The organism is Desulfoscipio gibsoniae DSM 7213 (genome assembly GCF_000233715.2).
Lineage (GTDB): Bacteria > Bacillota > Desulfotomaculia > Desulfotomaculales > Desulfallaceae > Sporotomaculum > Sporotomaculum gibsoniae.
Window position 1 is genome coordinate 4,690,898 of the sequence record NC_021184.1, and the last position, 24,081, is coordinate 4,714,978.

The 24,081-nt window shown below is 49.1% G+C and carries 24 protein-coding genes; 1 reads left to right on the plus strand and 23 read right to left on the minus strand.

Features of this window, described 5'->3' with window-relative positions; genetic code table 11:
* Window positions 1–6: 6 nt before the first annotated feature.
* The 5 genes from DESGI_RS21870 to DESGI_RS21890 form a co-directional block, all read right to left on the minus strand.
* Window positions 7–267 (minus strand): MoaD/ThiS family protein, encoded by a 261-nt coding sequence (locus DESGI_RS21870; protein WP_006522329.1) that lies wholly within the window; start codon window positions 265–267, stop codon window positions 7–9.
* Between the two features lie 3 nt (window positions 268–270).
* A complete protein-coding gene (locus tag DESGI_RS21875) occupies window positions 271–1,704 on the minus strand; it encodes an APC family permease (RefSeq protein ID WP_006522328.1) in 1,434 nt (477 codons plus the stop codon).
* A 562-nt stretch (window positions 1,705–2,266) separates the two neighbouring features.
* Window positions 2,267–3,115, minus strand: a complete 849-nt coding sequence (locus tag DESGI_RS21880) for a CoA-transferase subunit beta (RefSeq protein ID WP_006522327.1) — start codon at window positions 3,113–3,115, stop codon at window positions 2,267–2,269.
* A gap of 91 nt (window positions 3,116–3,206) precedes the next feature.
* Window positions 3,207–4,127 carry a CoA transferase subunit A gene (locus tag DESGI_RS21885; protein WP_006522326.1) on the minus strand — a complete coding sequence of 307 codons (921 nt, stop codon included), beginning with the start codon at window positions 4,125–4,127 and terminating at the stop codon, window positions 3,207–3,209.
* A 53-nt stretch (window positions 4,128–4,180) separates the two neighbouring features.
* On the minus strand, window positions 4,181–5,017 hold the full coding sequence (locus DESGI_RS21890) for an IclR family transcriptional regulator (RefSeq protein WP_083939996.1): 837 nt from the start codon (window positions 5,015–5,017) through the stop codon (window positions 4,181–4,183).
* Window positions 5,018–5,241: 224 nt separating this feature from the next.
* Between DESGI_RS21890 and DESGI_RS21895 the strand changes: the two genes are divergently transcribed.
* Window positions 5,242–7,362, plus strand: coding sequence for a sigma-54-dependent Fis family transcriptional regulator (locus tag DESGI_RS21895; RefSeq protein ID WP_006522324.1), 2,121 nt, complete (start codon window positions 5,242–5,244; stop codon window positions 7,360–7,362).
* A 367-nt stretch (window positions 7,363–7,729) separates the two neighbouring features.
* Here the strand turns inward: DESGI_RS21895 and DESGI_RS21900 are convergent, their stop codons facing one another.
* The 18 genes from DESGI_RS21900 to DESGI_RS21980 form a co-directional block, all read right to left on the minus strand.
* Complete coding sequence (locus DESGI_RS21900; RefSeq protein ID WP_006522323.1) at window positions 7,730–8,842, minus strand: sodium ion-translocating decarboxylase subunit beta; 1,113 nt, start codon at window positions 8,840–8,842, stop codon at window positions 7,730–7,732.
* Window positions 8,843–8,877: 35 nt separating this feature from the next.
* Window positions 8,878–9,123 (minus strand): biotin/lipoyl-containing protein, encoded by a 246-nt coding sequence (locus tag DESGI_RS21905; protein WP_006522322.1) that lies wholly within the window; start codon window positions 9,121–9,123, stop codon window positions 8,878–8,880.
* A 27-nt stretch (window positions 9,124–9,150) separates the two neighbouring features.
* Entirely contained in the window at window positions 9,151–9,300 is a 150-nt protein-coding gene (locus tag DESGI_RS24185; RefSeq protein WP_006522321.1) for an OadG family transporter subunit, read from the minus strand.
* A gap of 265 nt (window positions 9,301–9,565) precedes the next feature.
* Window positions 9,566–11,110, minus strand: coding sequence for an acyl-CoA carboxylase subunit beta (locus DESGI_RS21910; RefSeq protein ID WP_006522320.1), 1,545 nt, complete (start codon window positions 11,108–11,110; stop codon window positions 9,566–9,568).
* Between the two features lie 377 nt (window positions 11,111–11,487).
* The gene (locus tag DESGI_RS21915; RefSeq protein ID WP_006522319.1) at window positions 11,488–12,645 is read right to left on the minus strand and encodes an acyl-CoA dehydrogenase family protein; all 1,158 of its coding nucleotides are present in this window, start codon (window positions 12,643–12,645) and stop codon (window positions 11,488–11,490) included.
* Window positions 12,646–13,210: 565 nt separating this feature from the next.
* Entirely contained in the window at window positions 13,211–14,380 is a 1,170-nt protein-coding gene (wecB, locus tag DESGI_RS21920) for a non-hydrolyzing UDP-N-acetylglucosamine 2-epimerase (protein WP_006522318.1), read from the minus strand.
* 58 nt (window positions 14,381–14,438) lie between these two features.
* Entirely contained in the window at window positions 14,439–14,765 is a 327-nt protein-coding gene (locus DESGI_RS21925; RefSeq protein ID WP_041285043.1) for a MazG-like family protein, read from the minus strand.
* Between the two features lie 85 nt (window positions 14,766–14,850).
* Window positions 14,851–15,300, minus strand: a complete 450-nt coding sequence (locus DESGI_RS21930) for a deoxycytidylate deaminase (RefSeq protein ID WP_006522316.1) — start codon at window positions 15,298–15,300, stop codon at window positions 14,851–14,853.
* Window positions 15,278–16,555: a serine hydroxymethyltransferase gene (gene glyA, locus DESGI_RS21935; protein WP_006522315.1), complete on the minus strand. Its 1,278-nt coding sequence runs from the start codon at window positions 16,553–16,555 to the stop codon at window positions 15,278–15,280. Before glyA ends, DESGI_RS21930 begins: the two co-directional genes overlap by 23 nt.
* 30 nt (window positions 16,556–16,585) lie before the next feature.
* A complete protein-coding gene (gene rpiB, locus DESGI_RS21940) occupies window positions 16,586–17,050 on the minus strand; it encodes a ribose 5-phosphate isomerase B (RefSeq protein ID WP_006522314.1) in 465 nt (154 codons plus the stop codon).
* 220 nt (window positions 17,051–17,270) lie between these two features.
* On the minus strand, window positions 17,271–17,738 hold the full coding sequence (locus DESGI_RS21945) for a low molecular weight protein arginine phosphatase (protein WP_006522313.1): 468 nt from the start codon (window positions 17,736–17,738) through the stop codon (window positions 17,271–17,273).
* Between the two features lie 172 nt (window positions 17,739–17,910).
* Window positions 17,911–18,456, minus strand: a complete 546-nt coding sequence (locus tag DESGI_RS21950) for a manganese efflux pump MntP (protein ID WP_041285809.1) — start codon at window positions 18,454–18,456, stop codon at window positions 17,911–17,913.
* A 103-nt stretch (window positions 18,457–18,559) separates the two neighbouring features.
* A complete protein-coding gene (locus DESGI_RS21955) occupies window positions 18,560–19,636 on the minus strand; it encodes an L-threonylcarbamoyladenylate synthase (protein ID WP_006522311.1) in 1,077 nt (358 codons plus the stop codon).
* A 326-nt stretch (window positions 19,637–19,962) separates the two neighbouring features.
* Window positions 19,963–20,829, minus strand: coding sequence for a peptide chain release factor N(5)-glutamine methyltransferase (gene prmC / locus DESGI_RS21960; RefSeq protein ID WP_006522310.1), 867 nt, complete (start codon window positions 20,827–20,829; stop codon window positions 19,963–19,965).
* A gap of 2 nt (window positions 20,830–20,831) precedes the next feature.
* Complete coding sequence (gene prfA / locus DESGI_RS21965) at window positions 20,832–21,899, minus strand: peptide chain release factor 1 (protein WP_006522309.1); 1,068 nt, start codon at window positions 21,897–21,899, stop codon at window positions 20,832–20,834.
* Window positions 21,889–21,987 (minus strand): DUF1385 domain-containing protein, encoded by a 99-nt coding sequence (locus tag DESGI_RS24965; RefSeq protein ID WP_006522308.1) that lies wholly within the window; start codon window positions 21,985–21,987, stop codon window positions 21,889–21,891. The genes prfA and DESGI_RS24965 overlap by 11 nt, the downstream gene beginning before the upstream one ends.
* Before the next feature lie 71 nt (window positions 21,988–22,058).
* Window positions 22,059–22,259, minus strand: a complete 201-nt coding sequence (rpmE, locus tag DESGI_RS21970) for a 50S ribosomal protein L31 (protein WP_006522307.1) — start codon at window positions 22,257–22,259, stop codon at window positions 22,059–22,061.
* Window positions 22,260–22,829: 570 nt separating this feature from the next.
* Window positions 22,830–24,074: a radical SAM family protein gene (locus DESGI_RS21980; RefSeq protein WP_006522305.1), complete on the minus strand. Its 1,245-nt coding sequence runs from the start codon at window positions 24,072–24,074 to the stop codon at window positions 22,830–22,832.
* Between the last annotated feature and the right edge of the window lie 7 nt (window positions 24,075–24,081).

The window sequence follows — 24,081 nt, forward strand, 5'->3', positions numbered from 1 at the left end:
GTTTTTTTAACCTCCAGTAATATATGGAAATAAAATTATTTCATCGTTTGGCTTTAAGCGTACTGACCATTCACACTTACGACCGTTCACCGTAATAAAACTGATATATTGATTTGGTATACCCAGTTGGTTGATTAAATAATCAAGAGTAACATCTTCCGTTACGGGCAGGGTTATTTTGGGCTTTTGATATTCCGGCGGACCAACCTGGCGGGCCAGTACAATGCCCATATTTACCAACACGTTAAAAGTTTTAGGCTCAGCCATAAATTACGCTGCACTGTCCTTCTTGGGCACCCGGCCATAAACATTTTGACGCATTCTTTTTTCAGCCTCATGAACGCCATAGGAAGATCTGGCCCAAAAGTACAACCCCAGACCGAGAAATGACCAGATAGCTACGATGGCCCATTCGTACGGCCAAATTAATGCCGTGGGACTGCCCGGCAGGCACAGTATAATAAAGATCGCACTTAATATTACCGCTGCATAACCCACAAAGCCGCCACTGGATACTTTAAAGGGGCGCACCATGTGCGGCTCTTTTTTGCGTAAAATAACAAATGAAAGGGCTACCATGGCATAAGCCAGCATAATACCCAAACCACCGGCATCAACCAACCAAACCAGCATACTTCTGCCAAAGAAAGGTGCGAAGGTAGTTGAAATGCCAATTAACAATATAGCGTTATAAGGCGTCTTATACTTGGGGTGTAGTTTACCAAGAAAGGCAGGCAGCATTCTGGCCTGGGCCATGGCGTAAATCGCCCGGCTGGCGCCAATGTAAAAACCGTTCCAGCTGGTAATAATACCGCAAATACCACCAACTATGAGCAGCTTGCTGGCCCAGGAACCACCAAATAAAACAGCCATGGCATCGGCTGTCACCAGCGAAGCGCCGCCCATTTGCTCGGCCGTCATAGCCCTGGAGACACCGAATATAACCAGTATATACCAGGCGGCGGCCATAAATACGGATAAGATCAACACCTTGCCTATAGCCTTATAGGGCAAATTAATTTCCTCCGCTGCCTGGGGGATAACGTTAAACCCTACAAACATCAGGGGAGTCATTAACAATACTGCAAATATCCCTTTAAATCCACCCACCCAGAGGGGTTGCATATTGGCTGTCGCTCCATTGAACAAACTGCCGGTGATTAAGAGCAATCCCACCAGTGCAATACCTATGGTAAACACTGTTTGCAAAAATGCTGCCACCTTAATTCCGATGTAGTTTAATATCATGACCAGTATGGAACCAACCACACCCACGGCCACCCAGGATGCGTATACGTCCCAACCGGCAATGGTCCATAAATAGCCTTGCATATAATTAGGGAATAAGTACTCAACTACGGTGGGTAGTGCCACCGCCTCAAAAGCCACCACGGATATATAGCCCAATAAAATGGCCCAAGTACCGATAAATGATGCAGTTGCCCCCATGGCCCGGTAACAAAAAACCTGTTCACCGCCCACCAGCGGCATGGCTGCGGTGAGTTCCGAGTATGTCAGTCCGACAAATACAACTAGTATGCCGCCTAATAAAAAGGCCAGCATGGCGCCCAGCGAGCCCGCGGAATGCACCCAGGAACCGGCCAATACAACCCATCCCCAGCCAATCATGGCTCCAAAGGCTAAAAATAATACATCTGAACGGCCCAGCACCTTGGCCATACCTTGATTCTGCTGCTGACTCATTCTCATCCTCCTAGAAAGTGATTTCATTGCAACTGTCGTAAAACCTGATTCTTTGCACCCTCCTTTTTATCGTCATTTGTTGACTATTTATGATATCTAGCAAGATATAAACCAATAACTTGTCTAGATAAAACCACTATTTTTAATAATCTGAAAAGCAATATAATGCCATACAGCATTGATTTATTTCTATCAACATACGGACAACCCGTATCTGCTGGAATTTTATTAATGCTTGATGGAATTAATAAAATGCCTCCTTGCATTAATATCGATGATTATGTACATAATTTTCTAGTTGCTAGAATATTTTCTATTAAAACAAACGATTTTTAATCTTTAGAATTATTTCTTTATTAATAGATCAATACCTTTTGTTTATTTTTACCTTTTCACATACTAAAATTGTTTTCCAGCATTTTTGACTTTAAACAGAAACAGTTTGAGTTATAATTAAGCCCAGAAGGGGCAGATTGCTGTAGTCAAGCAACCTGCCCCTTCTGGGCTTAATCCGCTGCGGGACGCGGGCAGAATAATATGTCTCGCCGTTATATCAGGTATTTTACTTACCTGAGTTTTTTATGGTTACATCGATGTATTCATCCAATCCGGACAGGCTGTTACGAGCCGCTGCACCGCCCATAATCAGGTTGGCGGGATCAGCGGCCCGCACCGCTGCCAGCTCTTCGGCAGTGGGATCAGATGCTTTTTTCAAATCCGCGGCTACTTTTAAATCCCAACCCACCAAGGATTTAATCTCTTCCACACTAACACCCGGGTATATTGTATCCAGATACATTTCGTGAGTAATACTATCAAATCTAAACAACGCTTTATCAGTCACTACGGCCGCGGGCCCGCTGCCCAATAACCCGGCTTTTTTCCTGGCGTCGGGACTACCGTCCAAAAAGCCCGGGGTAGTTAAATAGTCTACCTTTTCTACAAAACGCAGCGGCTCCAGCCGCAGCATCACCACCACACGGCCGATATTGGAACCAATGTCGTTGCCGCCGCCGCTGCCCGGCAGGCGCACCTTGGGCGAGCAATAACCCTGTCCGCCAAAAATAGCGGTGGTATTTAAATTACCGAATTTATCTATTTGAGCAGCGCCCAAAACACCCACATCATAATAACCGGCCTGCATATCACTAAACACACGCCATTCCGAAGTCAAACAAAGGGCCCCGTCCGCCGCCGAGGAATCGCCCACATTAAAATCCACCCGGTATTTTTGCGGGCCAATACAGCCGGACTCGTATACAATATTTAAATTGGGAGCGTGAAAACGCTTGGCGGTTATACCGGCTACCAGGGGAATACCGATACCGACAAAAGCAACCTCCCAATCTTTAAATTCCTTGGCGGTTGTGATGGCCATTAATTCTGATGCAGTGTATTTAATCTCACTCATTCTGTCATTTTCTCCCTTCCCAAAGTAAGGTATCATTAATGCGTTGTGTATCAAGTGATAAAAGCTTGAGCATCAACTTACCGGCCGTATACTAACCGGGAATGCGGTTAAAGTGCCGCTCCATACCCATTAATTTATGTAACCGGTCCCAACCCACTTTGGCGCAGTAATCCAGGTGATTCTGCGAGCTAAGCACATAATGATCAAGCCACTTCAGGAACTTTTCCCTGTCTTTGGCAGCCTCGTGATAATCGCCGCAAAACAGTACATCATAAGCATAATAGCCGTAGCAAGATTGCGGGTGACAGCCATAAGGCACCTGCACTACGGCGTCTACACAATAAAACGGAATCAAAGTCAAATTACCCTGGTGTCTGATTTCATCTGTGGTAACAATTTCCTCGCAGGTAATAATGGTGTGTTTTGCTGCCCGGGCTTTGTTTTCGTCATTGCCGGTGAAACCCCATACCTGGGCGTTACCCATGGCGTCCGCCCGCTGCACGTGTATAATGGCCACATCGGGGTGGGCCGCCGGAACCAGGGCGATAGGCTCACCCTCGTAAGGGTCGTGCATAACCTTGATACGCTCATTGTATTTTGGAATATCCGTGCCCAGCATGGACCGGGTCGCCATAAAGGGAACATTTAAGCTACCGGCCAGAAAGCGCATGCTAATACCGGCGTTAGACCAGTCCTCCACTTCTATTTTAGAGGGTATACCTTTTTCAATTGAACGCCTGATGTTTGGCGCCAAACCAATGGCACCATAGCCAAGGTAAGCGCCCTCCCAACGTTTCACAGCACCGGCACCCACCAGTAAATCCATCATATCGGTTTTACTGTCATCGATAACAGTTAAATCTTTTACACCTTGTCTGATTATTTCATGCACAGCGGCCACGCAATCCCGGCCGATAAAGCCGCCGAAGGTTATGCTGCAGCCGTCGGTAACATATTTTTTAATGGCTTGCTGAAGTGACATTTGCTTGCCGGAGCAATTTCTTTCTGTCAACGCTAACTCCTCCCAAGTTGTTAATATACTTTTACCTGATCCCACAAACCTCCCTATTTAGTGTTGCCCACCCCCCTTAGCAGCTCGGGCGGTGCACCAAGCCGGGCGGATATGGATGCTGCGCATTCTTTTAAAATTTCCAGATAACCCATAAGCGCATCTTTATTCAGCCGGCTGCTGGGCCCAAGTACATTTAATGAGGCTACTACTTTACCGTGGCGGTCCCAAATTGGCGCCGACAAGCTGGTGCCCCCGTTAATTCGCTCACCAAAACTACTGGCCCAGCCCTGCTTTTTGATCTTTTGCAGCTCTTGAAACAACACACCGCGTTCAGTGGTATTATTGTTCAGCCCTGCCTGTTCACACTGCATTAATACTTCGGCCACTTCTTCTTCGGTCATATAAGCCAGCAATAGGCTGCCAGGTGAACCGGTATGCACACTCAGCGGCACAACAGTTCCCACCCCCACAGAAAATTTCAGGAAATGCTGGCTGACAAACTCGGCCACACACACCCTGTTATATCCCTTGCGTACGTATAAGGTTACAGTTTCACCGGTATAACGCCATAATTTTTGCATGTAAGACTGGGCAGACTGCACCAACCTTTGCTCTCGACCAATATTTTCGGACAATACACCAACTAATCCCCAGTGCAGGAAATACCTGCCAGTATCTTCATCTCTAGCCACAAAATCCTTCTTCTGCAGCGCGCCCAGAATGCGATAAGCGGTAGCCTTACTGAGACCCGTTTCGTGGCTGATTTCCGTAAGGGTTTTTTCGTTGGTGCCCAAGCAAATTAATATATCCGCCGCCCGCTCCACTGAGCGTACACTTCCAGGCCCTTTGTCATTAACTTCCGGGTTCCTGGCTTTGGCCACGTCACTCATCACCCCTAAAGTTTCATACAATAAAACCTATTTTTATTTTTCTTGTAAGTTTCAATTAAACACGGCCATTAAAAATCCTTCTTTAAAGTTTAAATTTATTTAAAATTTTATTTTTTAGCGCTATAATTAAGTTGTGATTGATTTTATAATTAAAAAAAGATAACTTATTAATATGTCAATAATGAACTGGAATTTCACAGGGCAATACAAAGGCGGTGAACAAAATGTTGGTAAAGAATATCATGACACTGAATAATATCTCTGTCCAGCCGGGGCAAACCGCACTTGAGGCCTGGGAAATTATTATTCAAACCCGGCTTACCGGCATTCCAGTTACAGACCCAAAAGGAAGTATCATCGGCGTCTTATCCAGAGAAGAAATCATCAATGCCGGCCCCCGGGTGCTTGAAGGCAATGTTAAAGTGCGGGATATCATGCAGCAGGAGATTTTTATTTTAAAGGAGGATGCACCAGCTTCCGATGCCTGGACCATGCCGGCCAACGTTTTCCCTGTGGTGGACGACAATGGGCGCATTACCGGTATGCTGGAACGTTCAGAGGTTGGACACACCCTTTTTAAAGTGGCCAGCCAGATATTTCAACAAGCCGAGACCATCATGGATGCGGCTCACAACGGTATTATCGCCATTGATAAAAACGGCATTATCAGTACCTTCAATATTGCAGCGGAAAGAATTACCCGCCGAAAAAAAAGCGAGGCCCTGGGACGGCATCTTTCGGATGTGATTATCCCCCACGGTTTGCTTGATATTTTAGAGAACGGCAACTACCAGTCCCATTATAAATTTTCCTTAGGGTATTCCTCGGGCACACATACCTACCTGACCAACCGCAGTCCCATCATTGAAAACGGCCAGGTGGTAGGTGCTATTGGAGTGTTTCAGGACATATCAGAGATAGAATTTATTTCTGAGGAGCTAAGTTCAGTTAAGCAGTTAAACAAAGAACTGGAAACAATCATTGAATCATCTTATGACGGCATTATTATCACCGACCCCAGTGGTCAAATTATCAGGGCCAATCATGCCCACGAACGCATCACGGGCATCCCCACGGCATCGATACAAAAAATGACCATGGCGGACTTGATCGCCAAGGGCGTTTATTCACAGTCCATAGTGGATGCTGTAATTGAGCAAAACGGCGCCGTCACGCTGTCGGAACTGACTGCCGACAATAACCAGTTGCTTATTACAGGTAATCCGGTGCACAACCAGCAGGGTGAAATTATACGGGTGGTTATCAATATTAGGGATATGTCGGACTTAAATAACTTAAAAAACCAGTTGGAACAAAGTATAGCTTTAAGCGAGCGCTATCATGGAGAACTGACCCAGCTGCGCAGTAGATTGATTGACCAGGTAGGTTTGGTGGTCAAGTCCACCAAGATGAAAAAGGTATTGGGCATGGCCCTGCGGATGGCGCAAGTTAATTCCACAGTATTGCTGTTGGGCGAGTCAGGTGTAGGCAAAGAAGTGGTGGCCAAAGCCATCCACAAAAACAGTAAAAGGAGCAGTGGTCCGTTTATTACCGTAAACTGCGGGGCTATCCCGGAAAATTTGCTGGAGTCGGAAATGTTCGGTTATGAAAAAGGCGCTTTTACGGGGGCCAACCGGGAAGGCAAGCCCGGTATGTTTGAACTTGCGGATAACGGCACATTGTTCCTTGATGAAATTGCTGACCTGCCACTGCATTTTCAAGTGAAACTACTCAGGGCATTGCAGGAGAGAGAAATCACCCGTATCGGCGGCACCAGGCCCCGCCAGATTGATGTGCGCATAATAGCTGCCACCAACAAGCAATTGGAAGAACTGGTGCAGGACGGCAAGTTTCGGGAGGATTTATATTTCCGGCTCAATGTGGTTCCTATTCATATACCGCCTCTACGGGAAAGAAAGGACGATATTATACCTTTAGTCTATAACTTTAAAAAAAGTTTTGAAAAGGTGTACGGGATGGAAAAAGAATTTTCACCCCGGGTATTTAAGGAGTTGATGGAGTACCAGTGGCCGGGGAATGTGCGGGAAGTAAAGAATGTGGTGGAGCGGTTGCTGGTGACCTCCTCCGAACAGGTAATTAAATCCGTCGATATACCGCTTAACATAACGCCGGCAACACCGCCCCAGCGGCACGGGCCGCATCAAGTAACCGTGCAGGGCATCATCCCTTTAAAAGCGGCCCAATTAGAGATGGAGCGCCAGCTTATCGGTGCCGCCTTAAAAGAACTGGGCAGCACTTACAAAGTCGCCAAAGCCCTGCACGTCGACCAGTCAACCATTGTGCGCAAGGTAAACCGCCTCAGGGAGAACGGGCTGTCACTGTAAGTTAGCATATGTATGACAGATGCGCAGGCCAAGTAAAATATACCAAACAGCAAAAATGGCTGTTACAAATGAATAAATTATAAGACGAGTACAATGAACTACCCCCTTCGTTTAGCTCAGAAGGGGCTTTCAAAAGAGGGGGAGTTAAAAAACATAAAAGAAACGGATTGCAACTTTCAAAGCAGTCCGTTTCTTTTATATATCATTTGACAATAAATTAAATCTGCGCTACCTACTGTTGTTTTTATTTTGCAATTGCGCCCCACCGAAGCTCAGCCCCAAAATACGGCGACATTGGCACAGCGCAGATCGACTTGTGCACATAATACACACTAAATTACTAATTACTCAACTGTTATTATACTGTTTATAATATGGCTGCTATAAATGCACCGGCGGCCACAGCAGTGCCGATAACGCCGGCCACGTTAGGCCCCATTGCGTGCATCAGCAGGTAGTTTTGCGGGTTGGCTTCAGTGCCCATGTTATGGACCACACGGGCCGCCATTGGCACCGCCGATACGCCCGCAGCACCGATAAGCGGGTTGACCTTGTTTTTGACGAACAGGTTCATTAGTTTGGCCAGCAATACGCCGGCGGCTGTGGCAAAGGCAAAGGCCACCACGCCCATGGCAAATACGCCGATGGTTTTGGGATTTAAGAATGTTTCCGCGGTCATAGTGGAGCCGACGCCCACACCAAGTATAATAGTGACTATATTCATCAATTGATCGCGGCTAACGTTGGTAAGTCGTTCCACCACACCGCTCTCCATGAACAAGTTACCTAGCATAAACATAGCAATCAGCGGAGCCGACTTGGGCACCAACAGTATAATTACGATGGAAGCCAAAATGGGGAAAACAATTTTTTCCGTCTTGCTGGGCATACGCGTCATATTCATAACCATGGCCCGTTCTTCTTTGGTGGTCAGCAACTTGGCAATGGGAGGAATTATTATCGGTACCAAAGCCATGTAAGAATACGCCGCCACCGCCACCGAGCCCATCATATGCGGAGCCAAATTGGCGGAAAGGAATATGGAAGTCGGTCCGTCAGCACCGCCGATAATACCAATACAGGCCGCTTCGGCTACGGTAAAGCCCACAAGCAATGCACCGAAAAACGCTCCGTAAACACCCAGCTGCGCCGCCGCGCCAAGAAGCAGTGTTTTGGGATTGGCAATCACCGGTCCAAAGTCCGTCATCGCCCCTAAGCCCAGGAAAATAAGGGGCGGGATTAATTCATTCTCAATGCCAAAGTGGTAAAAGATATAAAACAGTCCACCCTCTTCTAGAAGGCCGGTCAAAGGGAAGTTGGCCGCAAATACCCCAAAGCCGATGGGCAACAGGAGCAGCGGCTCAACCCCTTTCTTGATGGCCAGGTAAAAGAGGACAAAGGCAATCAACCACATGGTAACATTGCCGAGGGTCAGCTGAGTAATACCAACCCCACTGAAAATTTCAGCCAGTTGTTCCATGCCTCATCCTCCTTATCGTTATTTCTTGATATAACCTACTTCAAAGCTACCAGAACAGTATCGGTATTGACTACATCACCGGCAGCCACGTTTACTTCAACAACTTCGCCGTCGCTGGGCGCGTACACTTTAATTTGCATTTTCATAGCTTCCAGAGTAACCAGCACATCATTCTTTTTTACTTGTCCGCCTACTTTTGCATCCACCGATAGCACTTTTCCCACCATGGGAGCGTTAACTTGTACCACTTTACTTACCTCCTTAATATTATCATTTTGCATAATGTATCCTGCATTATGAATTTTGTATTACGAATTTTGTTTTTGAGTTTGCTTTTTAGCCTGGCTGTCTATCACTTTGCCGGTAATTTGCACACCAATTTGCAAAACTATCAGCACCGCGAAAACAGACACTATTCCTGATAGGGCCACCGATGTGGCCGCACCCCAGTCAACCATGCATACATAACCTCCCTTGCCAACTAAAGGGTTAAATGTATCAGATACCGTATCCCATCAAATTTTACCTGGTTCCTGCCGGGGTATAACATTAACCAATTAGTAAATAATTTTTTTAAATTTGGTGCCGGCTGCTTTTATATAACGGTTTTAAGATGCAGCAACCGGCACATATAGTTACGCAACCTTTGAAAAATCCATTATTGCACTGCTGTGCCGCCCGCCTGACATAACCGGCAAACAAGCCAACAGCTGCCCTGAAAAATTACATATTAATGTTGGAGAATTTACGCCAGGGTCTGGCCACCGATTTGTTCTCCAGCAGATCCAGTGAAGCACAGATTTTCTTTCTGGTTTCCGAAGGCAGAATGATGTCATCCACATAGCCCCTGGCCGCTGCGTGGTACGGGTTTTCATAAAGTTCGCTGTATTCCTTCATCCGCTGCGCCTTAACCTCTTCCGGATTTTCGGCATTTTTAATTTCCTTGGCAAAGATAACACTGGCGGCAGTTTCCGCACCCACAATGGTAAGTGTAGCTTCAGGCCAGGCATATACAATATCGGCGCCGGTATCTTTGCAGCACATACCCAGGTAAGCACCAGCGAAGGATTTGCGCATCATAACGGTAATCTTGGGCACCGTGGCATCAATGTAGGCAAACAGCATCTTGGCACCGTGGCGCAGGATACCCTTCCACTCCTGCTCGGGCCCTATCATGTAAGCCGGGGTGTCGTGCAGGTTGACCAGCGGAATATTAAACAAGTCGCAGAACCGCACAAACCGGGCCACTTTATCCGCTGCGTTGCAATCGATAACAGCACCTATCCAGTTGGGCTGGCTGGCCACGATACCGGTACTCCGGCCGTTAAAGCGGGCAAAACCAATAATTACGTTTTTAGCAAAGTCAGGCATTAATTCAAAAAATACACCATTATCGACCAACTTGTTGATAACTTCGTGCATATCGTAGGGATACATGGTTTGCTCGGGTATAAAACCATCCAGCTCAGGGATCAACCGCATAGCTTCATCACCGGTATCCACCCGGGCCGGTTTTTCCTGATTATTCTGGGGCAAATAGTTTAAAAGCTCTTTAGCCCGGTCAATGCAGTCCTTATCGTCGCCGCCCACAATGTGTGTGCAACCGGACTTGACAGCATGGGCTTCAACGCCGCACAGTGTTTCCAGATCTATATCAATACCCAATTGGGTTTTCACAAAGGCCGGGCCGGCGATGCCCATGTAGCCGTGGTTGCGGCTCTGGATGACAAAGTCCTGCATAACCGGGTGATAGGCCTGTCCGCCCAAGCACGGGCCCAGCAACAAAGCTATTTGCGGAATAACACCCGAGGCCAGGTTCTGGGCTTTAAACAGCCACGCATAAGCCTGCAAAGTATCCATACCTTCCTGCAACCTGGCACCGCCCGAGTCATTCAAGCCGATAAAGGGAATACCCATTTCCTTGGCCATATCGATGGCAGCGGCGAATTTTTTACCATGGTATTCACCAAAAGTTCCGGCCATGGAAGTATAGTCTTCCGCACCCACCATGGCCATACGGCCGTTGACTTTACCATAACCGCATACAACGCCTTCGGCGGCGACGTCCTTTTTATCCATACCGAAATTGGTGGTCCGGTGTTTGATAAAGGTGCCGATTTCAGTGAATGTGCCGGGGTCAAATAAATATTCAACCCTTTCCCGGGCAGTCAATTTGCCGGATTTATGATGCCTTTCGACAGCTTTTTCGCCGCCCATTTGCATTATTTGTTCTCTTCTGCGTAAAAACTCATCATACTTTTGACTCATTTACGGTCCTCCTCATATTTGACTTGGCAGTTTTACTTATCGTGCACGGCACCGGCCAATATCATGCACACCATGGCCTGATGCCAGTAGATGCATTCCAAACGCCGGAGCCGGACACGAACAGTAATCATCCAACTGTCATCTGATAAGCACACACCGCTTCTATGTTAATGCGATCACTCAAGATTTCGACACTGTTCTACATGCTTGGATTTAGCACGGTTTATTATAATGGTTTTTAGCGGTGTTTTTTAATATGGTTTTGCTTTTAGTTATTTTGGTTTATCCGCAGTTGACTGTATGATTAACGGTTTGCTTTGTAGTAACCGAAAGCATCCCGGGCAATAGAAACTTGCTGTAATTAAGAATACTTGAGCCTAGCGATTGGGCGCGAAACCAAGTTCAATGTTGGCGATGATCTGCATATGCATGTTGGAGGTTCCTTCCAGGGTTTCAAACTGCTTGGAATCGCGGAGCCATCTGCCACAAGGATATTCATTGGAATATCCATATGAGCCGTAGATTTTCATGGCCAGGTTGGCAGCATGCACGGCTGCATTACAACCGGCCAGTTTAGCAATAGAAGTGGCCTGCTGGCTGGGTAAATTATTATCTTTTAACCATGCGGCGCGATAAACGAGTTGTTTGGCTGCCTCATCTTCCAAGATCATTTCAGCAATCTGAGCTTGAATCATTTGGTGTTTGCCGATTGGTTTGCCAAACTGGATACGTTCATTGGCATATTGAACAGCACCATCCAGGCAGGCCCGGGAAAGAGCTGCCGCGCCGGTGGCACAACCCATGCGGGTATTGTTCAACTGCCACATACAAATCGCAAAGCCTTTGTTTAATGGGCCTAAAAGATTTTCTTTAGGAACCACGGCATTTTCAAAAATTAATTCCGAAGTCGGAGCAGCCCACATACCGACTTTATCGTTAATGGGAATTCTATTAACGCCAGGGGTATTGTTATAGTCAATTACGAAACAGGATATTCCTTTATGCCGAGCGCCTTTTTCAGTGACAGCATAGAGCAGCCCAACATCGGAAGTATGTCCGCCGGATATCCACGTCTTGGTACCATTGATTAACCAGTGATCACCCTTGTCTTCCGCAAACGTCTTCATGCTGGCTACATCTGAGCCTGTATTGGGCTCGGTCATGGCAAAGCTGCCTACCAAAGACCCATCCAACAGTCCGGGGATAAATTTCTGTTTTTGTTCTTCAGTGCCATATTCATTAATGGTCATGGCCGGACCCCAGTTGTTACCGCTGATAGAAAGTCTCCAGGAAGTATGAACTTTAGATATTTCATACAGAGCTATAACGCCTTCCATCCAACCCATGCCGTTTCCGCCGTATTCTTCCGGAAGAGTCCAACCCAACAGGTCCAATTCACCCATTTTAGTTAATATCTCTCTGCGATAGTAATGGTTTTTTTCGTCCTCTTCAACATAAGGAGCAATTTCCTTTTCTGCAAAATTGCGAGCCATATCCTGTACCATTTGTTGTTCTTCTGTTAATCCAAAATCCATTGTTTACTCCCTCCTAGTTTTAATAATATAACTGTAAATGGTGATTCTTTTAGCCCATTAGCTACCTGCAGGCAAAGACCACCAAAAACATCTTTTTAACATTGCAAAAGCTACAACTATGACATATTTATTTTTTAAAAAAATTGTATATATTCTGGATTATTCATTAGTTAGTTATTTTATTTAATTCTGTTATTTTATTTAATTCTGTAATTTTATTACCATGTAACTTTTTCTTAAACTATAATTTCTATCTTCATAATACGCTAAACATAAAATTAAGGCTCGGTGACCATGCCAAACACATATCGCAATAAACATGCCAGCAGCTAACATATTGCAGTTCGATTGGCATCGAATCGCCCAAGCTGTTTAAATTAGCGGTTTCTCTGATTTTCAAAAAAAACCGAATTTAAAAAACCGGCTCCGCCTCAAACAAAACCAGTGATGCATTAATGCATTACTCATGCATTTTTACAATGAACCTATAAAAATGCGATTATATTGCGGTCCCATAGCAATGCATTTTTACATCACCAAAACCACCTATAAAAACCGCCGTTTATTAACCAAACTCCCGGGGTCTGCGATCAGATAGCTTAAAAGCATGCTTAATGGCCTGCACTATTCGGCCGCAGGCCATACCGTCGCCGTACGGGTTGACAGCCTCGGCCATAGCCCGGTAGTAAGCTTCATCGTTAAGCAGGCGCTCGGTTTCGGTACGCACAGCAATGCGATCAGTGCCCACCAGGCGCACAGTACCGGCGTCCACAGCCTCGGGGCGTTCAGTGGTATTGCGCAGCACCAGCACGGGCTTGCCCAGCGAGGGGGCCTCCTCCTGCATGCCCCCGGAATCGGTGAGCACCAAATGACAGCGGGCCTCCAGATTAACAAAGGGTTCGTAATCCATGGGCTCAATTAAATGTACCTGCTGCGAATCCCCCAACACTTGCTGCACCACGGAGCGCACAGCAGGGTTTTTGTGCACGGGGAAAATAACCCGCACATCGGGATGCCTTTGCAATACATCCCGCAGGGCCAGGTAAATATCCCGCATGGGATCGCCCAAGTTTTCCCGGCGGTGGGTGGTCATTAAAATCAGCCGGTGCCTGTTAAAATCAAGCCCACTTAGCAGCGGGTCATCAAACCGGTATTCGGCACGCACCGTAGCCAACAGGGCATCAATAACGGTGTTGCCGGTAACATAGATCCGCGCCGGATCCACCCCTTCCCGCAGCAAGTTATCCCGGGCACCGGCGGTGGGGGCAAAGTGTACATCGCACAGCGCCCCGGCCAGACGCCGGTTCATCTCTTCCGGAAAAGGGGAATACTTGTTGCCGGTACGCAGCCCCGCTTCCACATGCCCCACCGGCACCTGCATATAATAGGCGGCCAGCGCGGCAACAAAGGTGGTGGTGGTATCGCCGTGCACCAGCACCAGATCCGGCCTTTCGGCCTCCAGCACTTTCTGGAGGCCGGTTAAAGCTCGCCCGGTAATATCAAACAATGTTTGTCCTGCCTGCATAATGTTCAAATCGTGGTCAGGCACGATATCAAACAGACGCAGCACCTGATCCAGCATTTCCCGGTGCTGAGCCGTTACCACCACCCGGCATACCAGCCGATCATCATTTTTCAACATCCGCACCAGGGGAGCCATTTTAATAGCTTCAGGCCTGGTTCCAAAAATAACCAAAATTTTGGGGTCAGGCTTAAACTTTCTTAAATTAACCATATTAACTCCATATTTAAATATATAAATTATTTAACAATGCCTTATCTGTACATAAAGTTTATTCGGCATTTGACCTTTGCACTAAATATCCTTTACTCATCAGCTTGGCAATATGCTCATCAAGCGCTTTTTCAATGCTGACGCCATAGTTTTCTTCCAGCACAAACATCATGGAAACGGCGGTTTGGGCTACATCCAGCAACTCCCTGGTAATACAAGCGAGCGCTTCGCCCTCACCCACCGCACAGCGTTCCCCGCTCATACCCCGCAGTTTACCGATAGCCTGGGCCAATTCCCCCGCCTCTTCCATTAACTTAAGCGCGGTGGATTCCATGGTGGGGGTTAAATTATTTAATTTAGGCAGGGCAATAATTTTTTTTTGCATATCTATCACCACACGGCATAGGAAAATCAAGTCCGATGCCAATTGTAATTAACTCGTTCAGGGAAACGGCTTATAGAATGACCGGCTAAATATCTTTAAATCGTACCAGCTCGATGCCGGACTCTTTAAATATATCCAGGGCCAGCGGGTCCGGGTAGTCACCACGGTAAACCACTTTGCTGATACAGGCGTTGGCTATCATTTTAGCGCAAAGTACACAGGGTTGGTGGGTAACATAAAAAACGCCCTTTGCTATGGAAATGCCGTGTACGGCGGCCTGCAAAAGGGCGTTTTGTTCGGCATGCAGCCCGCGGCACAGCTCATGCCGCTCACCGGATGGTATGCCGCGTTTTTCCCGCAGGCAGCCTATTTCCAGGCAATGGCGCATACCGGCGGGGGCACCGTTATAGCCAGTGGCTAAAATACGGTGATCCCGCACTATCAGTGCCCCCACCTGACGGCGCAAACATGTGGAGCGCCGGGATACCACACCGGTTATTTCCATAAAATAATCATCCCAGGCAGGGCGCTGCATAAACACCACCTTCTTCGTACAAAGGGAACCGGCGACACAGGTCGGCAGCCATAGCACCGGCTTGCGCCCTGCGACCTTCGTCACCGCCAAAGCTTAATGCCAAATGGATAATTTCCGCCACTTCAGCCATTTCGGCTTCTTTTAGCCCGCGGGTGGTTACGGCAGGCGTGCCAACTCGAATGCCACTGGTTGTCATTGGTGGCTGCGGGTCAAAGGGAATGGCGTTTTTATTCACGGTAACTCCCACTTCATCCAGCGTTTGCTCTGCTTCCCGGCCGGTAACCTGTTTGTTGCGCAAATCAACCAGTATCATATGGTTGTCGGTGCCGCCGGAAATAAGTTCAAAACCGCGCTGGGACAGTGCTTCGGCCAGTGCCCGGGCGTTTTTAACTATCTGCTGCTGATATTCCTTGAAGCCGGGCTGCAGCGCCTCACCAAAAGCCACCGCTTTGGCGGCAATCACGTGCATCAGGGGCCCACCTTGGATGCCGGGAAAAACGGCCTTGTCCAATGCAGCGCCGTACTTTTCTTTACTCAGAATCATACCGCCACGGGGACCCCGCAGCGTTTTGTGCGTTGTAGTGGTAACCACATCGGCATGGGGAATGGGACTGTTGTGCAGCCCCGCCGCCACCAAGCCGGCAATGTGGGCCATGTCAACCATTAAATAAGCTCCCACGGCAGCAGCAATTTCAGCCATGCGGTCAAAGTCGATTTCCCGTGGATAAGCACTGGCTCCGGCCACGATCATCCTGGCCTTACTTTCGGATGCCGCAGCCATAACTTTATCGTAATCAATCAGACCCGTGCCCCGCTCCACACCATAAAAGGCTATGTTAAAATAACGGCCGGATATATTTAGCGGGCTGCCGTGGGTCAGGTGCCCTCCATGAGCCAGGTTCATACCTAAAATGGTGTCGCCCGGTTTAAGCAGGGCGAAATAAACAGCCGTATTAGCCTGGGAGCCGGAATGGGGCTGCACGTTGACATGTTCGGCGTTAAAAATTTTTTTGGCCCGTTCTATGGCCAGTGTTTCTGCTACATCTACAAAGGCACAACCACCATAATAGCGACGCCCGGGCAACCCTTCGGCATATTTGTTGGTAAGCACGGTGCCCTGGGCTTCCATAACGGCCCGGCTGACAATGTTTTCCGAGGCAATCAGTTCCAGGGTGTTACGCTGTCTGTTAAGTTCCTGTGCCACGACCCGGGAAATTTCAGGATCCACTTCGGCAAGCGGGCTGTAAAAACTCATACGACTTCCTCCTAAACTTTTTAAACAATACTACCGGCAAACATTACCGGCAACAGAACCCTTTTCCATGGCTGCTATTTTGTCCAACCTGCGGGCATGCCTTCCCCCGGCAAATTTCGCCCCCAACCAGGCCTTTACTATTTCCCTGGCCAAACCGGCACCAATAACACGCTCGCCCATGGTTATAATATTGGCCATGTTGTGTTCGCCGGCCATGCGGGCGGAAAATGTATCATGGCAAAGAGCAGCCCTGATGCCGGCCACCTTATTGGCGGCTATGCTTACTCCAATACCGGTGCCGCAGCAAAGAATACCCCGCTCGTATTTTCCAGCAGCAACGGCCTCGGCCACTGCCCGGGCAAAATCGGGATAATCTACCGAATCAGTGGAATATGTACCAAAGTCTTGATATTCAATCCCTTGTTCCTTTAAATAATCAATAATCTCCCTTTTTAGCTTGAATCCTCCATGATCGCTACCTACAGCCACCTGCAATGTCTACACTTCCTTCGATGAATTTAAAACGCAGTAATTTCGGCTACCCACACCTTGCGGGTCATCAAGTTAAACTACAATCAAGCTTTTTCGGTCTAATGTTCAACACCAATCCAAAAATATTCTACAACATCTGCATCATTTCCTCCACAACTGAGCTAAAATATAATTATTACCAATAAACATTGTATAATCGCAATATTCACATAACATAGTTAGTTTAAGTTAGTTTAAGCCTGACCCCTAGCATTTTACGGACCAGGTTGTCCAGCTCACCGGCTACGATACGGTAAAATTCCTCACTGGAACCAAAGGGGTCCGGTATATCATTACCGGAGCCTGCATATTCGGCCAGTGTAAAAATTTTGTCTGCGGCATCAGGCATAAGACGTTTTAAATTATCCCGATGAGTACGGGTCATGGTCAAAACAAGATCGGCCTGTTCAATATCCTCCGGGTCAATCTGTGATGTTTTATGCCGGCTCAGGTCAATGCCCATTTCCTTTAACACATTAATGGCTTGATAAGAAGCATCGCCATCAGACAGTGTAACAATCCCGGCTGAGGCGAATTCTATATCCTTCCGATCGGGAAAAAGTTCCGCCAGCGCCCGGCGGGCCAGTGCCTCGGCCATGGGACTGCGGCAGGTATTGCCGGTACATACAAAAAGTATCTTTTTTTTGACCATTAACCTGGCCTCCTTTTATTATAGGAAAATGTCATATTGCCACATGGCACAATATAAACGGATTAGCAAGCAACCATGCACACGGTTTCATGAAAACCAGTCAACGCCCATATGGCAACAAGATGGGCCTTGTCAAGCAACCTTTGACACGTTTTGGGGGCCTGTCACCAAATCAAGATAGTACCATATGTATGCCAATACCGATTAACAGTATACCACCGCCCAGTACGGCCCGTTCACCCACACGGGCACCTACAAAACGCCCCAACAGTAGTCCGCCGGCCGTCATCAACCCGGCCACGGCACCGATCACACCAGCAGTGAGGGGCAGGTTAACCTGCCTGGTGCCCAGTGAAAAACCTACGCTAAGGGCATCCATACTAACACTGGCAGCCAGCAAAAAAAGCCCCCAGGTATTGACCAGCACTACTTTGGGGTCCAGGGCATCACCACCTTTTAAAGACGAGCGAATCATTTTGATACCCAGATATACCAGCAGCAAAGCTCCGGCGATGCTGGCGGCCCGACCCGCCAGCGCGCCGATAAAATCGCCGGCGTACCAGCCCAGCAAGGGCATAACAATATGGAACACCAGCACGGTAACACTAACCACCAGTATCTGGCGGCCGGTTACACCGGCTATGCCCAGGCCAAGGCACATGGAGAAAGCATCAGTGCCCAGGGCCACGGCCAGTGCGAGCAGTGTGTATAGTTCCAAATCATTTCCCCCAACATATTTTTTGTTCTTTAAATAACCGCTAACTATATCTATGCGTTCCAAGTTAAATTTATCAATACCGGTAAAGGTTAGCAACCCACACCTATACAGTTATTACATGCCCCCCGGACGCCCGGCGTAACCTGTTCATTACTGCCAGTCCCAAACCGTCTGGGATAATACCTTCGGCCAGTATCACATCCACCCCCAACTGGTCAAACCGGCGCAGCGATTCATATAACAAAGCTGCCACCGTACCTGGTTCGGAACGTTTACCGGGCACCACCACGCTGTAACCCTGTCCATCGTACAGCGGTGCCGTTTCACTGTATGCCAGTATGCCCACCTTGGTGCCGCCGGCAGACAAGCGCCTGGCATCAGCCAATACGCTGGCCGCCACCCGTTCGTGGTCACGTCCTTCAAAAAGCAGCAGCGGTGCCCGGGGTGCGTAGTGCGTATATTTCATACCCGGCGACCGGGGCCTGTCCCCGGCAACAGCAACGCCGTTAACCGAAGGATCCAACTCCACCGGACCGAGCACTTGCTCCAGATCCCGCTGGATGGCGCCACCGGGGCGCAAAATCACGGGTTGGTCGCCGGAGAGATCCAGCACGGTTGATTCCACGCCCAAACCGGATGGCCCACCATCCAGCACCAGCGCTATCTTCCCCGACAGGTCGTCCAGCACATGAGCCGCAGTGGTGGGACTGGGACGTCCGGAAGCATTAGCGCTGGGGGCGGCCACGGGCACGCCGGCCGCCCGGATTAAAGCCAGGGCCACAGGGTGGGCGGGCACCCGAAAGGCCACTGTATCAAGACCGGCGGTCACCTCCGGGGGAAAGGACCGTCCGCCCCGCAAAACCATAGTCAATGGACCGGGCCAAAAGCGCGCGGCCAAAAGCGATACAACAGGTGGAAGTTCATCAATATAACGGGTTAAAACCCGGTGACTTTCAATATGTACAATTAAAGGGTTGTCAGCGGGACGCCCCTTGGCCAGATAAATACCGGCCACCGCCCGGGCATCCAGTGCATTGGCCCCCAGGCCATAAACAGTTTCAGTGGGGAAAGCCACCAGACCACCCTCCCGCAATACGGCACCAGCTTGCTGGATTAATGAGGCATCCGGCTGTACAGGATCTACCACCAGGTGACGTGTTTTACAATCTGCACTTTTCATATAAATCCTTCCCAAATCAATAAAAGCTTAGCAGGAGTCTCATACCAGATGTATGCTTTTAACAAACTTCCATCTGGTTAGCCGCAAAATGAATATTAGGTGAAATGATACGGGCGCAATATGGTGCCGTACACTCTCTGGAGTAGTATACCACAAAGGATTGGGCGATAAAAGAATGGTAACAGAGCCGGAATTTTTACAAACCAACGTCAAGATACATTAATAATTGAGTGTTTAGAAAGTAGGCTTTGGTGCCGGGTGTTGAAAGTTGAAAATCAAAGATTTTCAACTTTCAACACCCGGCACCTATGTCATAGTGATAACAATTAACTTGTTTTAACCCCACAGATTAATCGCGGGCGACCGGCCAGGTCCCGGTACAAGCTGGGCCGCCAGCGATGCGGCCCCAACATAGCTAGGGCTTGTTCAGCCTGGTCCGGGCCAATTTCCATGAACAAGCACCCACTGGAAGCAAGCCAGGTGTATGCCTGTGGCACCAGCCTGCGATAAAGCTCCAACCCGTCAGCACCGCCGTCCAGGGCCAGAGCCGGCTCATAGCCGCACACATCCCGGGGCAAACAGGACATGGCACCACTGGGTATGTATGGCAGGTTGGCGGTTATAACGGCCACCGTTCCGGGCGACAGCATCCCCTGCAGAGGTGTCATTAGATCACCCGCATGAAAAAGTACCGGCACGTTATGCCGGGCGGCATTAGCACGAGCAATGTCCAGGGCATTTTCCGATATGTCTATGGCATGCACACGGGTGCCCGGCGGTGCCAGGCGGCTCAAGCTCACAGCCACTGCACCGCTTCCCGTGCCCACATCCACCACAACCCGCCGCCCGGGCCAGCTAGATAACACTTCCAACGCCTTTTCTACCATTAACTCGGTTTCAGGCCTGGGAATTAAAACATGGGGCCCAACTTCAAAGTCAAGCCCCATGAATTCTTTAAGCCCCGTAAGGTAGGCCACGGGCTCACCGCCCGCCCGGCGCTCCAGCAATGTACGGTAGCGCCGCTGGCGGTCCGTATTAAGCACCAGGTCAGCTTCCCGGTACAAATACACCCGGTCCCGGCCCAGCACATGGGCCAGCAGCACCTCGGCATCCAGCCGGGGGGAAAACGCGCCCTTTTCCTTCAAATACCGGGCAGCCTGAATGAGACTGTCCCGCACGGTTAAGCCCGGCATGGCTAATCCACCTGCTGCAGGCGCTCGGCCTGGTCGGTTGTAATCAGGGCGTCAACCACTTCCTGTAAATTACCCATGAGCACCTCCTGCAACCGGTGCAGGGTCAGCCCAATGCGGTGGTCGGTAACCCTGTTTTGGGGGAAATTATAGGTGCGAATACGCTCGCTGCGGTCACCGGAGCCCACCTGGGATTTGCGGGCGCTGGCCATCTGCTGCTGCTGTTCCTGCTGGGCCTGATCCAGCAGCCTGGCCCGCAGTACCCGCATAGCTTTATCTTTATTCTTATGCTGCGATTTCTCATCCTGGCAGGAAACCACTATTCCAGTGGGGATATGGGTTATCCGTACCGCCGATTGGGTGGTGTTCACCGATTGCCCGCCGGGGCCGGTGGAACAAAACACGTCAATGCGCAATTCATTGGGGTTTATATCCACTTCCACTTCCTCGGCCTCGGGCAGCACAGCCACCGTGGCTGCAGAGGTATGAATACGCCCGCCCGACTCGGTGGTGGGCACGCGCTGCACCCGGTGTACGCCGCTCTCGAATTTTAATTGGCTGAACGCCCCTTTACCTTCGATAAGAAAAATTATTTCCTTAACACCACCGATGTCCGTATAATGGGCATCCATTATCTCGGTACGCCAGCCTTTCAGCTCGGCAAATCGCGTGTACATGCGGAACAAATCGGAGCCAAACAGGGCTGCTTCCTCCCCACCGGTGCCAGCTCTGATTTCCATGATAACGTTCTTATCATCATTGGGGTCTTTGGGCAGCAGAAGTACCTTAAGATTATTTTCCAGTTTTTCTTTTTTATTTTCCAGTTCTTCCTCTTCCAGCTCCGCCATTTCCCGCATTTCGTTGTCCAATTTATCCTTGAGCATCTGGCGAACGTCCTCGAGCTCGGAGAGTACCTTTTTATACTCGCGATAGACCGTGACAACTTCACTGAGCTCGGAGTGGGATTTTACATACTGCTGCCAGCGACTCTGGTCATCCATTACTTTGGGGTCGGCAATTAACTCGCTTAATTCTTCATATTTGTTCTCCAGGCTTTCCAGCTTATCTAACACTGACTTCACCTCTATTCTCACTGAGCACGGCCTTCAGGGCAGTCATGGCCACTTCCACCATGTCATCATCGGGCTCTGCGGTGGTCAACCCCTGTACCTATATAATCACCATTTTCTTTTAGATAAAATAAAAGCAGAGCACCCGCCCTGCTGTTAAAACTATTTCAAGCCGTACTTTTTGCGGAATTTTTCCGCTCGCCCGCCTGTTTCAACAGTCCGCTGGGAACCGGTGTAAAACGGGTGACATTTGGAGCAAATCTCCACCTTAATTTCCTTCTTTGTGGAGCCGGTGGTAAAAGTCTCGCCGCATACGCAAGTTACTTTAGCTTCTCCATATTTGGGATGAATTTTTTCCTTCACAGTGGCTCACCTCTTTCCGGTAAAATATATATGGGGTAGACATAGAATAAACACAACTTTCCTTATAAGACACTTAATCATTATAGCATAACGATTTTTATCAATCAAGAAAATATTACATTGCTCTAATTTGTGCACAAGCTTCAAACCCCTTCGCCACGCATAGCGAACCTTCTCGACCACCGCCATGTTTAATAAGACACAGGGACGTTTCGTCCGTCTTACTCCCTCAGCTCTTCGCCACGCTTTGACACGGGACGTTTGCTCCGTCATAACCTCTGTACCCCCTGTACCCCCTGGAGCCCTTCGCCACGCTTTTAAGAACGCTCGAACCGTCCCTATCTCCGCTAACTTGTTAATTGCTGTAGCATTAACACGGCAATGTGACTGCTTTATAGAACATGCCCAAGGGCTGGACTTACGACTTAATATATTTTTCTAGAAGAGCTTGTTCGAAAAGGTAGGCTTTGGTTTGAGAGACGAAGCCTATACGGAAATAAGCAAGCACCGCGGAAGCCGAGCCAACACAGAAGTTCGAAGTGGATCTCGGGCGGACTTTTCGAACAGAGTCTATGAAGATACCGGCCTTGAAAAATTGCCCAGCTCCAGGCCTGGTATACTCCGCAGTGCTTCAATAAGCTGCCCGACACCATATATTTCACCATTAACGAGTACCTGGCGATAGAAAAAATCGGGGTCAATGTTTAAATTGCGCAGCTGCACCTTGTTTACGCCGTTATCCTCGATAAAATCCACCAGCGCTTCAATTTCCACGTCACGGTCGTTTAAACCGGGCAGCACCAGCAGGTTTAAAGACACAAAAACCCCCAGGGAACGGGCTATCCTAATTGATGCAGCCACATCAGTGAGGCGGTAATCCCAGGGCCGGTAATAGGACTGGTAAACTTGTTCCCGGGCGCTGATCAGGCTGACCCGCATGGAATCAAGCCCGGCCCGGCAAATTTTCTCCACTCCCAGGGTATAACCCGCATTACTATTCATATTAATAGTGCCCCGGCTGGTTCTTTGGCGCACCTCAGTAACCACTTGCGCTATATCATCCGCAGCCAGAGCCGGTTCCCCCTCGCAGCCCTGGCCGAAACTGATAATTCCCTCCGGGGCATGCAGCAAGTGGTGCAGGGTCACCTCCACCGCTTCGGAGCAGGTAGGGCGAAAATTTAGCCGGGTCTGGGGAGAGGGGCAGCATTGAGCGGGCTGCAGCGATATGCAGCCCAGACAGCGGGCGTTGCAGGCAGGGGACATGGGCAGGCCGCCCTCCCAGCGGCTGTAGAAAATATTTTGGGCAGTATAGCAGCTGTATTCCAGGGCACAGTGAGCCAGCTGGGCCAGCACCCGGTTTTGTGGTGCCCGGTCCAGCCTGTTTTGCACCAACTGGGGTAAATCCGCCGAATTATAGTGTACAGGATCCCAGCGGTCCGGTTCATCGGTGCGGACGGCGGCCACATAAACCCGGCCTTCATGCCAGGCCACCGCCGCGTATCCCAGCAGGGGCAGCGGCTGATCGGCCTGGCGCCGGTAACCGGGCAGCAGGGTTCGGGTATAGCCCTGGGGCAGCAAAGCCCCTACCGCCAGGGCTGAGCTACCCTCGCCGGGCACCTGCCGCAGCAGCTTGAAATCACCGTTTTTATCCATACCCACCGGGTTACTGCCGGGCAATAACGTTAAAGAGGCCCCCGGCGGTAATTCCAGCATATCCTCGTACATTATCTCCACCAACCGGTCACCGGTACGCCCCACTGCTCCCAACGCATGGTCGTACATACGGCCTTGTTCATCAACATACAATAATTGCATAGAGCCT

What these genes read in the sequence shown, in the direction of transcription:
- DESGI_RS24185 (WP_006522321.1), bottom strand. Translation starts at nt 9,300, where the DNA reads ATGGTTGACTGGGGTGCGGCCACATCGGTGGCCCTATCAGGAATAGTG.
- DESGI_RS21980 (WP_006522305.1), bottom strand. Translation starts at nt 24,074, where the DNA reads ATGCAATTATTGTATGTTGATGAACAAGGCCGTATGTACGACCATGCG.
- DESGI_RS21890 (WP_083939996.1), bottom strand. Translation starts at nt 5,017, where the DNA reads ATGAGTGACGTGGCCAAAGCCAGGAACCCGGAAGTTAATGACAAAGGG.
- DESGI_RS21925 (WP_041285043.1), bottom strand. Translation starts at nt 14,765, where the DNA reads ATGCAAAAAAAAATTATTGCCCTGCCTAAATTAAATAATTTAACCCCC.
- DESGI_RS21955 (WP_006522311.1), bottom strand. Translation starts at nt 19,636, where the DNA reads ATGAAAAGTGCAGATTGTAAAACACGTCACCTGGTGGTAGATCCTGTA.
- DESGI_RS21875 (WP_006522328.1), bottom strand. Translation starts at nt 1,704, where the DNA reads ATGAGTCAGCAGCAGAATCAAGGTATGGCCAAGGTGCTGGGCCGTTCA.
- DESGI_RS21930 (WP_006522316.1), bottom strand. Translation starts at nt 15,300, where the DNA reads ATGCAGCGCCCTGCCTGGGATGATTATTTTATGGAAATAACCGGTGTG.
- prmC (WP_006522310.1), bottom strand. Translation starts at nt 20,829, where the DNA reads ATGCCGGGCTTAACCGTGCGGGACAGTCTCATTCAGGCTGCCCGGTAT.
- wecB (WP_006522318.1), bottom strand. Translation starts at nt 14,380, where the DNA reads ATGGTTAATTTAAGAAAGTTTAAGCCTGACCCCAAAATTTTGGTTATT.
- DESGI_RS21910 (WP_006522320.1), bottom strand. Translation starts at nt 11,110, where the DNA reads ATGAGTCAAAAGTATGATGAGTTTTTACGCAGAAGAGAACAAATAATG.
- glyA (WP_006522315.1), bottom strand. Translation starts at nt 16,555, where the DNA reads ATGAGTTTTTACAGCCCGCTTGCCGAAGTGGATCCTGAAATTTCCCGG.
- DESGI_RS21945 (WP_006522313.1), bottom strand. Translation starts at nt 17,738, where the DNA reads ATGGTCAAAAAAAAGATACTTTTTGTATGTACCGGCAATACCTGCCGC.
- DESGI_RS21905 (WP_006522322.1), bottom strand. Translation starts at nt 9,123, where the DNA reads ATGCAAAATGATAATATTAAGGAGGTAAGTAAAGTGGTACAAGTTAAC.
- DESGI_RS21900 (WP_006522323.1), bottom strand. Translation starts at nt 8,842, where the DNA reads ATGGAACAACTGGCTGAAATTTTCAGTGGGGTTGGTATTACTCAGCTG.
- DESGI_RS21870 (WP_006522329.1), bottom strand. Translation starts at nt 267, where the DNA reads ATGGCTGAGCCTAAAACTTTTAACGTGTTGGTAAATATGGGCATTGTA.
- DESGI_RS21895 (WP_006522324.1), top strand. Translation starts at nt 5,242, where the DNA reads ATGTTGGTAAAGAATATCATGACACTGAATAATATCTCTGTCCAGCCG.
- DESGI_RS21915 (WP_006522319.1), bottom strand. Translation starts at nt 12,645, where the DNA reads ATGGATTTTGGATTAACAGAAGAACAACAAATGGTACAGGATATGGCT.
- DESGI_RS21880 (WP_006522327.1), bottom strand. Translation starts at nt 3,115, where the DNA reads ATGAGTGAGATTAAATACACTGCATCAGAATTAATGGCCATCACAACC.